Consider the following 12,648-nt stretch of genomic DNA (forward strand, 5'->3'; position numbering starts at 1 on the left):
CCGGTGGCATCTGCCGGATCGGGGCCTGTTCCTGCGTCGATTGCCATCATCACCGATGCCTGGCACCCGCAAACCAACGGGGTGGTGCGCACGCTGTCGACCACCTGCGCGGTGCTGCGCGGCTGGGGGCATCAGGTCACGGTGATCTCGCCCGAAGGCTATCCTTCGCTCCCGGCACCGACCTATCCCGAGATCCGCCTGGCGCTGACATTGCCGGGCGCTGTCGGGCGGCAATTGGCGCGGATCGCGCCCGATGCGGTGCATATCGCCACGGAAGGCCCGCTGGGTCTGGCAGCCCGCGCCTATTGCCTGCGCCGCAAGGTGCCGTTCACCACCGCCTATCACACGCAGTTTCCCGATTATCTGGCCCGCCGCACCGGCCTTCCCGCGCGGGTGTTCTGGCCCTTTATCCGCTGGTTCCACCGCCCGGCCGAGGCAATCATGGTGGCCACTGCGACGATCCGCACGCAATTGCGCGAACAGGGCCTGACCCAGCTTACCCACTGGAGCCGCGGGGTCGATCTGGCCTGTTTTTCGCCCAGCGCCCCGCCGCCGCCGGAATATGCGCAGGCGCAAGGGCCGATCCTGCTGTATGTCGGCCGGGTCGCGGTGGAGAAGAATATCGAAGCCTTCCTCGCCTGCCCCTACCCCGGCACCAAGGTCGTGGTCGGCGACGGCCCGGCCCGCGCAGGCTTGCAGGCGAAGTTTCCCGATGCGCTGTTCCTCGGCAAGAAATCGGGCGCGGCCCTGGCGGGCTGCTATGCGGGCGCGGATGTGTTCGTGTTCCCCAGCCGCACCGACACCTTTGGGCTGGTCATGATTGAAGCGCTGGCCTGCGGCACCCCGGTGGCCGCCTTCCCGGTGGCGGGACCGCTCGACATCGTCACCGATGCCGTCGGCGCCCTGTCCGAGGATCTGACCCGCGCGATCGATGCCGCCCGCTATTGCGACCGCGCCGCTTGCGCTGCCTACGGGGCGAGCTTCAGCTGGGAGGCTGCGACACGGCAGTTTCTGACCGGGCTTGTGCCGCTGGCAGAAGATCAGGCCGAATCGCTCGCCGCCATCTCCGCGTTCTGACGGAAGACAGCGCTGGCGCGCGATACCGCCTGCCCGCGAATCCATTTCTTGCCGTTTCGCAGCCTTTCGCCTATCTAAGGCTCCAAGGCGGCCGCTCCGAAAGGGGCGGCCCTTCTATTTTTAACGGAGATTTCCCCATGGCGACCAAGGATCAGCCCAAGCCGCTGATGCCGCATGCCACCGCAACCTGGCTGGTGGACAACACCGCATTGGCATTCGAACAGATTGCCGAGTTTTGCGGCCTCCACATCCTCGAAGTGCAGGCGATGGCCGATGATCTTGCGGGCAGCAAATACACCGGGCGCGATCCGGTGCATTCGGGCGAACTGACCCAGGCCGAGATCGAAAAGGGTCAGGCTGACCCGTCCTATTCGCTGCGGATGCAGAAGGCCCCGGTCGAAGTGACCCGCACCAAGGGTCCGCGTTACACCCCGGTGTCCAAGCGGCAGGACAAGCCCGATGGCATCGCCTGGATCCTGCGCAACTATCCCGAGGTTTCGGACGCGCAGATCGGCAAGCTGATCGGCACCACCCGCAACACCATCGGCGCGATCCGCGATCGCAGCCACTGGAATATCCAGAACATCACCGCCAAGGACCCGGTGACGCTGGGCCTGTGTTCGCAGCGTGAACTCGACGCGATGGTTGCCAAGGCCGCCAAGCGCGCCGGGATCACCGAAGATGCCGATGCGCCGGTCAAATCGGATCGCAACGACCGCGAGAACCTGATCGCGGAACTGCGCGCCGAACGCGACGCCAACGTCAAGGCGGCCGGTGCCGCCGCGCAGGAAGCCGAGGCCGAAGCCTGGCTCGCCGCGCGCCGCGCTGCCGAAGCGGCCGAACAGAAGATCGACCCGGAAAGCGGGTTCATCTCCAACTGATTGATGGTGCCGGGGCGGGCCTCAACCGCTCCGGCAACCCCTTCGCGCCGCTTGCGAAAAAGCCGCGCAGCGCCTGCGGGTTTCGCTTGTGCGCCGGATGATTGTCCGCCAGTATTATTGACATGACTGTCAGTAACGCCGCCTATCACCACCCCACACCGCTCGATACCCGGTTTGCGCCGATGAGCCTGCCGGCCATGCTGGAACGCAGCGTGCGCGCCGCGCCGGATGCGCCGTTCCTGCATTTTCTGGGGCGCACCTACAGCTACCAGCAGATCTTTGCGCAGGCGCAGGCCTTTGCGCTTGGCCTCACCGAACTGGGCATCGTCAAGGGCGACCGCGTTGGCCTGTTCCTGCCCAACGTGCCGATCTACGCCGCCGCCTATTACGGTGCGATGATGGCGGGCGCGGTGGTGGTGAACTTCTCGCCGCTCTATTCGGTCGAGGAATTGAGCTGGCAGGTCGGCGACAGCGGCACGCGGGTGCTGGTGACGGTGGATGTGCCCGAACTCTACAAGACCGCGAAGAAGGTGCTGGACGGATCGGCGCTGGAAACGCTGGTGGTGGGAAGCCTTGCCGACCAGCTGCCGTGGGTCAAGGGCGTGGCGCTGAAGCTGCTCAAGCGCAGCCAGATCGCCGATGTCGCCTATGGCGGCGAAGGCTCGGCAATTCGGCGGTGGAACGATATGCTCGCAGACTGGGCATGGACCGAATGGTTGGAGGGCCGCGCTTATCCGCTCCCTGAAGTCACCCCCTCCGACCTCGCGTTGCTGCAATATACCGGCGGCACCACCGGGCGGCCCAAGGGCGCGATGCTGGGGCATGACCAGCTGTCCGTGAACGCGCAGCAGGTCGCCGCGCTCAACCCCTTCGGCAACGCCAGCAGCGAAGTCTTCATGGGGGCGTTGCCGTTCTTCCACGTGTTCGCCAACACCGCGCTGCTCAACCATGCCTGCGTCACCGGCGCGTCCATCGCGATGGTGCCGCGGTTTGAGACCGCGCAAGTGCTCGCCACGATCCAGAAATACCGCTGCACCGGCTTTCCCGGCGTGCCGACGATGTTTCAGGCGATGCTCGATCACCCCGATCTGGCGAAGACCGATCTTTCCAGCCTGAAAGTCTGCATCTCCGGCGGCGCGCCGATGCCCGGCCCTGTCCATGTGCGGTTTGAAGAAGCGACCGGCGTGCGGCTGGTCGAAGGCTATGGTCTCACCGAAAGCGCAGGCGTTGTCTCGGCCAATCCCTATGATGGCACCCGCAAGCGCGGCACCATCGGCCAGCTGGTGCCGGGGACGGAAATCATCCTGCTCGACAAGGAGAACCCCGAAAACCTCGCCCCCGAAGGCGAGCCGGGCGAGCTGGCGGTGCATGGCCCGCAGGTGATGCGCGGCTATTGGAACCACCCGGAAGCCGATGCCGGCTGCTTTGTGGAGCGCGATGGCAAGCGTTACCTGCGCACCGGCGATGTCGCGCGGGTGGACGCGGACGGGTTTCTCGAAATCGTCGACCGGATCAAGGACATGATCGCGGTCGGCGGGTTCAAGGTCTTCCCCAGCGTGGTCGAGGACGTGATCCTGGAACACCCGGCGGTCAAGGAAGCACTGGTGATCGGCGTGCCCGAGGAATACCGCGGCGAGGTGCCGCGCGCCTATGTCACGCTCAACGAAGGGGCAACTTCCACGGGCGAAGAGCTTGCCGGCTGGCTCAACGCGCGCATCGGCAAGCACGAGCGGGTCGATATGGTGGTGGTGCGCGAAAGCCTGCCCAAGACGATGATCGGCAAACTGGACCGCAAGACGCTGCGGGCCGAGGTGCTCTGATCCTTCTGAAGTCCGCCCAATGTTTCACGTGAAACATTGGGCGAAAACTGGCTACTCCGCCGCCTCAACGCTGCTTGGCACAGCCTTCACCGTGGTGCGCGCGTTGGGGGCAAAGCGGCCATCGACCTGCGCGCCCTGTTCGATGGTCAGCGCATCATAATGCACATCGCCATCAATATGCGCGGTCTTGAGGATCACCAGCTCGCGCGCAGTGATCGATCCCGACACCTTGCCCGCCAGCCGCGCGCTTTCCGCCGTGACCGCGCCGTGGATCGCGCTCTTTTCCCCCTGCACCAGCGCGGCGCAGGTAATGTCGCCTTCGATGGTGCCGTCGATATGCAGGTCGGCTGAGGCATTGATGTTGCCGGTGATGGTCACATCAGCGCCGATGACGGAAAAGGTCGAACCCGATGCCATGCTGCTGCTCCTGTTAGCGGGTCTTGCTTGCGGGACGACCGGCACTGCTTCGGCGGACTTCCTTGAGAACATCGGGGGCGGCCTCCAGAAACGGGCGCGGATTGACCGCGCGGTCATTGATGCGGACTTCGAAATGCAGGTGCGGTCCCGTCGAGCGCCCGGTGCTGCCGAGCCCGCCGATGGTGGCCCCGGCTTCGACCGGCTGGCCGACCGTTACACCGATCCGCGACAAGTGGGCGTAGCGGGTCAACATCCCGTTACCATGCGTGATCTCGATCGCCTGCCCGTAGCCTGCCTTCCATCCGGCAAAGGTGACGCGGCCATCGGCAGCGGCGAAAATCGGCGACCCGACCGCGCCCTTGAAATCAATCCCGGCATGCATGGCGCCGTGGCCATTGAAGGGGTCGCGGCGATAGCCAAAGCCCGAGGTGATGTTTTCAACCGATGCCGGCACCACCTGCGGGATGCCGTCGAGCGCGCGTTCCAGCACCGCCATGCGGGCAAGGCTCAGACCGAGGCGTTCAAACCGGGGGTCAAAATCATCGCCGCCGGTGATGGCTTCGAACGGGCCGCCCATCGCCTGCCGGGTTTCACGGCTCAGGAATTTGGGATCGAGATTGAGCTTGCGCATCGCGCTTTCCGCCCGGCGCGCGCGGGCGTCGGCGAAGCGGGTCAGGCGTTCGGCAAAGGCGAGCTGGCGGGCTTCGATTTCGGCAAGACCCTTGGCCTGCGGGATCAGGGCGCTGACCTTGCCGACTGTCTTGGCCGCTTCGGCGGACGAATCGGTCACAGTGCCGCTGGCCGCGCCTTCTGCAACCATGTCTTCGGGCAGCATCCGCGCCATTTCATCGAGGAAATCCTGACGCTTCTGAAGATCGTCAACCACCTTGTCGAGATTGCCGCCGTAATCCTTGATCCGCTCGCTTGCCGTGGCAACGCGGGCCTTTTCCTCGGCGAAGGCGGCCAGATCGGCTTCGGCCCGGTACTGGCCCCAGGCCATCACAGCCAGCGCGATCAGCCACAACAGCGCCATGCCTGCAACGCCGGCAACAACACGGATCTGAAGTTTTGATGAGAGCTTGATGAAGCGCACCTGACCATCAGCGCGCATGAAAAATTCGCGGTCGGGGAACCATTGCCGCAGCCGTTCGCCCCACGCTTGTGCGGTACTCTTCTCTGACACGTGCGGCCCCGACTATTTTTTTATACTCGGATTGCGCCGCTATCAGGGCGGGCTGCGCCGGTCGAATCCGCAATTGGCAGCCGCGGGCGAAGCGATGCGGATTCGCGGTGAAGTGATCGCGGCCAAGCGCAGGGGCGCACAGCCTGTCACGGCCCGTGCGGGAACGGCTGCAAGAGTCCCGATTCGTTCTTGTGGCAGCGGGCCTGACACGCGCGCCCGGTGCTGCTAAGGGCTTGCCCATGAATCAGCCATCGCCCCAACCGCTCGCCGCCGATCCGGTCGCTCTGGTCACTGCCCTGGCCGGCGATGCGCGCCTTGCCCAGCGTCAGCTTGCCGCAATGCCGAGCGCCGCGCGCGCCGCCGCGCTGCATCTGGCGGCCGAGGCGCTGCTGGCGGCAACCCCGGCGGTGCTGGAAGCCAACGCCCGCGATCTGGCGGCGGGCAAGGCCAACGGCCTGTCAGGCGCGATGCTCGACCGGCTGGCGCTGGACGCGGTGCGAATTGCAGGGATTGCTGCTGCGGTGGCGGCGGTGGCCGATCTGCCCGATCCGGTCGGACAGATCATCGACCAGTCCCAGCGGCCCAACGGTCTGAAGTTTCAGCGGATCCGTGTGCCCATCGGGGTCATCGGGATCATCTACGAAAGCCGCCCCAACGTCACCGCCGATGCCGCTGCGCTGTGTGTGCGGGCGGGCAATGCGGCGCTGCTGCGCGGCGGGAGCGAGGCGGTGCATTCCAACCGCGCGATCCACGCCGCGCTGGTGGAGGGGCTGGCGCAGGGCGGCGTTCCGGCAGAGGCGGTGCAGCTTATCCCCTCGCAAGACCGGGCCTGTGTGGGCGCAATGCTGACCGCGAGCGGCCTTATCGACATGATCGTGCCGCGCGGGGGCAAAAGCCTCGTCGCCCGCGTGCAGGCCGATGCGCGGGTGCCGGTGCTCGCGCATCTCGACGGCATTTGCCACACCTACATCCATGCCGCCGCTGATCCGGACATGGCGCGCACCATCGCAGTGAACGCCAAGCTGCGCCGCACCGGCATTTGCGGGGCGATGGAGACCTTGCTGATCGATTCGGCCTTCCCGCAGGCGGCATCACTTGTCACCGCGCTGATCGATGCGGGCTGCGAGGTGCGCGGCGATGGCCGGGCGCAGGCGCTTGACCGCCGCGTGATCCCCGCCAGCGCCAATGATTGGGACACCGAATATCTCGATGCGATCCTGTCGGTCGCGGTGGTCGACGGGCTGGATGATGCGCTCGCCCATATCGCGCGCCATTCCTCGGCGCACACCGATGTGATCGTCACGGCAGACGCGGCGGCCGCCGAACGCTTCCTTGGCGAGGTCGACAGCGCGATCGTGATGCACAATGCTTCCTCGCAATTTGCCGACGGGGGCGAGTTCGGGCTGGGCGCGGAGATCGGCATTGCCACGGGCCGCCTGCACGCGCGCGGCCCGGTCGCGCTGGAGGGGCTGACGACCTACAAATGGCAGGTGCGCGGGAGCGGGCAAACGCGCCCGTGACGATCAGGGCCTGATCCCTTGCGCTCACCTCCCATCCTGACCGGGCTGCTGGGGGGCAGCTTCAACCCCGCGCATGGCGGGCACCGGCGGATCACGCTGTTCGCCGCCGCCGCGCTGGGGCTGGACGAGACGTGGTGGCTGGTTTCCCCCGGCAATCCGTTGAAGTCGCAGGCGGGTATGGCGCCGCTGGCCGCACGCCTGCTTTCGGCCCGCCAGCAGGCCCGGCGTGCGCCGATTGTGCCGACCGCGATCGAGCAGCGACTCGGTACCCGCTACACCGCCGACACACTGGCGAAGCTGGTCCGGCGCTATCCCAAACGCCGGTTCGTCTGGCTGATGGGGAGCGATAATCTCGCCCAGTTGCACCGCTGGAAGGACTGGCGCCGGATCGCCCGGACAATGCCGATTGCGGTTATTGCCCGTCCGGGCTATGATGCCAACGCCATGACGAGCCCCGCCATGGCCTGGTTCAGGCGCTATCGTGTGCCCGCCGCCAGCATTCGGAAGCAGGGGCAATGGAGCGCACCGGCCCTGGTGTTATTGCGTTTCGATCCGGATCACCGCTCGGCCACGGCCCTTCGCCGTGCCAATGCCGGGTGGGCCGAAGCTTTGCTGGGTCACACTGGGCCCGGTCAGGGATCGGACAGTCAGGATCGAGGGGCAAGGGTGCGTGACCGGCTGACATTCCGCACACTCAGGCAAGAGGACAAGCCATGAGGCGCCAATGCGGCGTTTCGGGCCGGTACCTTGCCCGTTTGGACGATGTCCGCCGACTTGGCCTCAAACTCTGGAGATACCCGATTGCCGATGACCGAAGCTCTTGCCGCATCCCTCCCGCTTGGCGCGGTGCAGGCTGCTGCCACCACCGCCCAATCGCTGGGCAAGCCTGAGATGGGCACCGACGCCCTGCACCAATTGGTGATGGCCCAGCTTGACGATGATCAGGCGCAGGACATCGTCTCGATCCCGCTCGAAGGCAAAAGCTCGATCGCCGATCATATGGTGATCGCCAGCGGCCGTTCGACCCGGCAGGTCGCCTCGATGGCGCAGAAGCTGGCGGAAGAAATCAAGAAGGCCGGCTTCGGCCACGCGCGGGTCGAAGGCCTGCCGGCGGCGGACTGGGTGCTGATCGATGCGGGCGATGTGGTCATCCACCTGTTCCGCCCCGAAGTGCGCACCTTCTACAACCTTGAACGCATGTGGAGTTTCGACGGGTCGGAAACGTCGATGCTGGGTAGAAATTGATTTTGTTTTCCGCAGCCCCTCCGGGCTGCGAAATCCTCGCTCACGCGGCCTGAAGGCCGCATCGCTGCGGGCGGCCGGTCGGCCTTGCGGCCCGCTGCGCGGGCCGATTTGAGCGATGATCGGCCCCCTTTTGGGGTCGCAAGGGCGAACGCCCGCCGGCCGTTAGGCCGCCCCCTCGGCAGGCGAAGGCGTAGCCTTTTGCCGCGAGAGCAAAGGACGTCGTTGTGCTTCTCCACATTATCGCGCGCGGGAAGATTGGGCGGTCGCCTGAGGGTGAGCTGGTGGAGCGCTATGCCAAGCGCATGACGTGGCCGGTCAAGCTCACCGAATGGCCCGATACCGGTGCAGGCAAGGCCGCCGACGCGCTGACGCCGTGCCGCACCGTGCTGCTGGATGAACGCGGCAAGGCGATGCCGTCTGAGGCCCTTGCCAACCTTCTGGAGCGCTGGCGCGACGAAGGCGTGCGCGAGACGCGGTTCATGCTGGGCGCGGCCGACGGGCATTCCGATGCCGAGCGCGCTGCTGCCGACCTGCTCCTCGCCTTTGGCCCGGCAACCTGGCCGCACATGCTGGCGCGCGCGATGCTGATGGAGCAGCTCTACCGCGCCACGACAATCCTTGCCGGGCATCCCTATCATCGGGCATGAGCGTGCGATGCGCCGGCCCATCGCCTTATCCTTGTGCACCGTCATCGGGCTGGCTGCGGCCCTGGGGCTGGCCTTGCCCGCCAGCGAGGCCGCGCCTGTCGCAGCCTTGCTGGCCCCCGACGAAGCCGAAGCTGCGCTGGCCCGCGCGCTGCGTGACAGCCGCCTGGCCGAGGGCCGCGCTGTCCGCCTGACCGCCGATGCCCAGGCCGCCACCGAGGCTGCGAGCCGCACCGCCAGCGAGGCCGCGGCGCTGGCGGCCCGCATCCAGCAGGCCGAGGCCGATATCACCATTGCCCGGGCCCGCCTGACCATCGCCCAGACCCGGCGGGCGGCCGTATCAGCCCGCCTTGCCGCCAAGCAGGAGCCGACCGCACGCCTCGCCGCCGCGCTCCAGACGGCCGCCCGCCGTCCGCTGGCGCTATCGGCGCTGCAACCCGGCTCGCTCAAGGATGTGGTCCATGTCCGGGCGGTGCTGGATAGCACCGTGCCGCAAATCCGCGCGCGCACCGCCAGCCTGAAAAGCGAGCTTGATCGCGGGCGTGCGCTGGAGGCGCAGGCGGCGCGGGCGCTCAGCCAGCTGCGCATGGGTGAGGGCGCGCTGCGCGAGCGCCGTAGCCAGCTTGCCACGCTGGAGCAGCAGCAGCGGCTGGCATCGCGCACGGCGCGCGGGGCGGCGCTGCGTGAGGCCGAGCGCGCGTTGGCGCTGGCCGAAGAGGCCCGCGATCTTGATGGCCTGGTGGACAAGCTGGGCGAGGTGGCCGCGCTGCGGCGTGAACTGGCCGCGCTGCCCGGCCCGGTGCTGCGCCCTGCCGATTTGGCCGCCGCGCTCCCCGCCGCGCCTGCCGGAGAGCCCGCGCCGCTCCCCAGCGCGCCGCCGCCGCGTGATTTTCAGCTGCCTGTGCAGGGGCGCACGCTCACCGGCTTCGGCGCCCGGCGCGAAAGCGGTCTGGCATCGAACGGGCTGGTGCTGGCGCCAGATGCCGGCGCGCAGGTGGTGGCGCCGGCCCGCGGGCGGGTTGCCTTTGCAGGGGCCTATCGCGGGTTCGGGCGAATCATCATCATCGAACACAAGGATGGCTGGGCGAGCCTGGTGACCGGGCTGGAACGGGCGGACGTTGCCGTGGGCGACGCGGTGATCGGCGGCAGTCCGATCGGGCTGACCGATGCGCGCGGCGGGGTGCTGACGTTTGAACTGCGGCGTGATGGCAAGCCGGTCAATCCCCTGCAATTCATCAGATAATTGCCCGCTGCGCACCGCGTTTGCCGCCCTGCGGCGCATTCGTGCCCATCTATCTGGCGTTAAGGCAGGCAAGCCTATACATTTGCGCCACAAAGGAGCACCGAACGTCTCATGAAAATCGCCGCTCTCCTGCGCAGTGCCGCGCTGGTCACCGCCATCGCGCTCATCCCCGCCACCACCGCCACCATGGCGCAGGTCGATGGCCGCGCCGGGCCGGAATTTGCCAAGCTGTTCGCGGTCTTTCAGCGGGTGAAGGCGAGTTACGTCGAGCCGGTCGAGGATGACGTGCTGATCCGCGGCGCGATTGACGGGATGCTCGCCGCGCTCGATCCGCATTCGGCCTATCTGGACGGCGGCGATTTGCAGCGGCTGGAGACGATGATCGACGGCAAATATTCCGGCCTCGGCCTGTCGGTGGTGATGGAGGACGGCGCGGTCAAGGTGATCTCGCCGTTTCGGGGCAGCCCGGCGGAAACGGCCGGGATCAAGGCGGGCGATTTCATCACGCATCTTGATGGCAAGCTGATCGTCGATACCAAGCTGGATGACGCCGTGGCGCAAATGCGCGGGCCCAAGGGCACCGCCATCAAGCTGACGATTTTCCGCCCGGGCCGCGAAGAACCGCTGGAAGTCAGCGTGACGCGCGGCGTGATCGAGCTGGAGCCGGTGACCCACGAAATCGCGGCCGGCAATATCGGCATCATCAGCGTGAACGAATTTTCCGCCAATGTCGGCGCGGATGTCTTTGCCGCCTGGCAGGAGATCAAGCAGAAGGCCCCCGGCGGCAAGGTGGCCGGCCTGGTGCTCGACCTGCGCAACAATCCGGGCGGCAGCCTCGACGAATCGGTGGCGCTGTCCGACCTGTTCCTGACCGATGGCCGCATCGTCAGCCAGCGCGGCCGGGCGCGGGGCGAGACGATGCTCTATGATGCCGAAACCGTCTATCGCGGCGATATGGCCGAAGGCGTGCCGATGATCGTGCTGATCAACGCCGGCTCTGCCTCGGCGTCCGAGATCGTCGCGGGCGCATTGCAGGATCACCGCCGCGCGCTGATCATGGGCGAACGCAGCTTTGGCAAGGGCAGCGTGCAGTCGCTCCTGCCGCTCGGCCCGGACGCCGCGCTCAAGCTGACCACGGCCCGCTATTTCACCCCGGCGGGCAAATCGGTGCAGGAAGGCGGGATCCGCCCCGACATCACCGTGCCGCAGATTTCCGATCCCGATTACGCGCTGCGCCAGAAGTACCAGACCCGCGAAAGCGACCTGCGCGGCCATCTCATCAATGAACTGGCGGTCAAAGACGAGGCGATGGAGGATGACAAGATCGCCGATCCGCGCTTCCAGCTGACCGCTGCGCAGCTTGAAGAGCAGGGCATCAAGGACTTCCAGCTGAATTACGCGACCGAAACCCTGCGCCGCACCACCAAAAGCACCGTGGCGCTCAGACCTGCGGGGCGCGCTGTGACGCCGCGCGCGGCCAAGCCGTAAGGGTCTGAACAATGGACAATCTGGGCAAGGCCCGCGCGCTCGCCGTGGTGGTTCCGGCAGCCTTGCTGGGCGGCGCTTACGTGTCGCAATACGGGTTCGGCCTGCCGCCGTGCGAGATGTGCTGGTGGCAGCGTTACCCGCATTTCGCCGCGCTGGGCTTGGGCCTGGCCGCCTATGCGCTGAAGCCGCCGCAGGTGTGGACCGCGCTGGCGGGGCTGGCGATCCTGACCTCGGGGCTGATCGGCGGGTTTCATGCCGGGGTTGAATATGGCTGGTGGGAAGGGGTCACGGCCTGCACCGCGCCGGCATCGGGGATCGACGTGCTGGACTTCACCGCCGCCCCGCTGATCCGCTGCGATGTGGCCCCGTGGACGCTGTTCGGCATTTCGCTCGCCGGGTTCAACTTCCTGATTTCCGGCCTTGGCGGTGCGGCCATTGTGGCGCTGGCCGCGTATGGTAGGTACGATCTGCCTGAAGGAGCTGACAATGCAGCGCGATGAACTCCACCGCATGATCCGGGTCGACCAGGCCGGCGAATTCGGCGCGACCCGTATTTACGAAGGCCAGTTGGCTGTGATGGGCGACCGCGGCCCGCATTCGGCCGAAATCCGCCACATGGCCGCGCAAGAGGCCGAACACCGCGCGAAGTTCGATGCGCTGCTGGCGCGGCGCGGCGTGCGCCCCACGGCGCTGCACCCGATCTGGTCAGCCGCGGGGTACGGGCTGGGCGCGTTTACCGCGCTGCTCGGCCCGGAAGCGGCCATGGCCTGCACGGCGGCGGTCGAGACCGAGATCGACAAGCACTATTCCGAGCAGCTCGACCGGCTTGAGGAAAGCGGGGCGGACCCCGAGCTTGCCGAAATGATCGCCGCGTTCCGCGAAGACGAGCGTGAGCACCGCGATGCGGCTTTCGCCAACGGGGCGGAGCGCGCCCCGGCCTATCCCCTGCTGGCGGGTGCCATCCGCCTGGGGTGCAAGATTGCGATCAGGGTGAGCGAAAGGTTGTAAGTCGCGGGAGATAGAAGTGCCGTTTGTGCTGAGCTTGTCGAAGCACCGTTCTTCCTTCCTGATGTCCCGATAAAAAGGACATGCTGCCCTTCGCCAAACTCAGGGCGAACGGGGAAGGGCCT

General features: G+C 66.9%; 13 protein-coding genes. 11 read left to right on the forward strand and 2 right to left on the reverse strand.

The window, feature by feature from the left end; all coding sequences use genetic code 11:
- The first annotated feature begins 3 nt into the window (after positions 1-3).
- The 3 genes from C0V72_RS01560 (at position 4) to C0V72_RS01570 (ending at position 3,778) form a co-directional block, all read left to right on the forward strand.
- A complete protein-coding gene (locus C0V72_RS01560; protein ID WP_172438874.1) occupies positions 4-1,077 on the forward strand; it encodes a glycosyltransferase family 4 protein in 1,074 nt (357 codons plus the stop codon).
- A 137-nt stretch (positions 1,078-1,214) separates the two neighbouring features.
- Complete coding sequence (locus tag C0V72_RS01565) at positions 1,215-1,958, forward strand: DUF1013 domain-containing protein (protein ID WP_101791456.1); 744 nt, start codon at positions 1,215-1,217, stop codon at positions 1,956-1,958.
- A 122-nt stretch (positions 1,959-2,080) separates the two neighbouring features.
- Complete coding sequence (locus C0V72_RS01570) at positions 2,081-3,778, forward strand: AMP-binding protein (protein ID WP_101791457.1); 1,698 nt, start codon at positions 2,081-2,083, stop codon at positions 3,776-3,778.
- Between the two features lie 51 nt (positions 3,779-3,829).
- Here C0V72_RS01570 and C0V72_RS01575 read toward each other — a convergent pair whose 3' ends face one another.
- Positions 3,830-4,195, reverse strand: coding sequence for a bactofilin family protein (locus tag C0V72_RS01575; protein WP_101791458.1), 366 nt, complete (start codon positions 4,193-4,195; stop codon positions 3,830-3,832).
- Between the two features lie 13 nt (positions 4,196-4,208).
- Positions 4,209-5,306: a M23 family metallopeptidase gene (locus tag C0V72_RS01580; RefSeq protein ID WP_101791549.1), complete on the reverse strand. Its 1,098-nt coding sequence runs from the start codon at positions 5,304-5,306 to the stop codon at positions 4,209-4,211.
- Between the two features lie 311 nt (positions 5,307-5,617).
- Here C0V72_RS01580 and C0V72_RS01585 point away from each other — a divergent pair, with 311 nt between their 5' ends.
- The 8 genes from C0V72_RS01585 (at position 5,618) to C0V72_RS01620 (ending at position 12,526) form a co-directional block, all read left to right on the forward strand.
- Positions 5,618-6,898 (forward strand): glutamate-5-semialdehyde dehydrogenase, encoded by a 1,281-nt coding sequence (locus tag C0V72_RS01585; protein WP_101791459.1) that lies wholly within the window; start codon positions 5,618-5,620, stop codon positions 6,896-6,898.
- A gap of 18 nt (positions 6,899-6,916) precedes the next feature.
- Positions 6,917-7,615 (forward strand): nicotinate-nucleotide adenylyltransferase, encoded by a 699-nt coding sequence (locus C0V72_RS01590; protein ID WP_442792540.1) that lies wholly within the window; start codon positions 6,917-6,919, stop codon positions 7,613-7,615.
- 174 nt (positions 7,616-7,789) lie between these two features.
- Positions 7,790-8,143, forward strand: a complete 354-nt coding sequence (rsfS, locus tag C0V72_RS01595; RefSeq protein ID WP_233999731.1) for a ribosome silencing factor — start codon at positions 7,790-7,792, stop codon at positions 8,141-8,143.
- 224 nt (positions 8,144-8,367) lie between these two features.
- On the forward strand, positions 8,368-8,790 hold the full coding sequence (locus C0V72_RS01600) for a 23S rRNA (pseudouridine(1915)-N(3))-methyltransferase RlmH (protein ID WP_101791461.1): 423 nt from the start codon (positions 8,368-8,370) through the stop codon (positions 8,788-8,790).
- Positions 8,791-8,797: 7 nt separating this feature from the next.
- On the forward strand, positions 8,798-10,030 hold the full coding sequence (locus C0V72_RS01605; protein ID WP_101791462.1) for a murein hydrolase activator EnvC family protein: 1,233 nt from the start codon (positions 8,798-8,800) through the stop codon (positions 10,028-10,030).
- A gap of 111 nt (positions 10,031-10,141) precedes the next feature.
- Positions 10,142-11,518 (forward strand): S41 family peptidase, encoded by a 1,377-nt coding sequence (locus tag C0V72_RS01610; protein ID WP_101791463.1) that lies wholly within the window; start codon positions 10,142-10,144, stop codon positions 11,516-11,518.
- Positions 11,519-11,529: 11 nt separating this feature from the next.
- Positions 11,530-12,018 carry a disulfide bond formation protein B gene (locus tag C0V72_RS01615; protein ID WP_101791464.1) on the forward strand — a complete coding sequence of 163 codons (489 nt, stop codon included), beginning with the start codon at positions 11,530-11,532 and terminating at the stop codon, positions 12,016-12,018.
- The gene (locus tag C0V72_RS01620; protein ID WP_101791465.1) at positions 12,005-12,526 is read left to right on the forward strand and encodes a demethoxyubiquinone hydroxylase family protein; all 522 of its coding nucleotides are present in this window, start codon (positions 12,005-12,007) and stop codon (positions 12,524-12,526) included. The genes C0V72_RS01615 and C0V72_RS01620 overlap by 14 nt, the downstream gene beginning before the upstream one ends.
- Positions 12,527-12,648 lie beyond the last annotated feature (122 nt).

Source organism: Porphyrobacter sp. TH134 (genome assembly GCF_002855495.1).
Lineage (GTDB): Bacteria > Pseudomonadota > Alphaproteobacteria > Sphingomonadales > Sphingomonadaceae > Erythrobacter.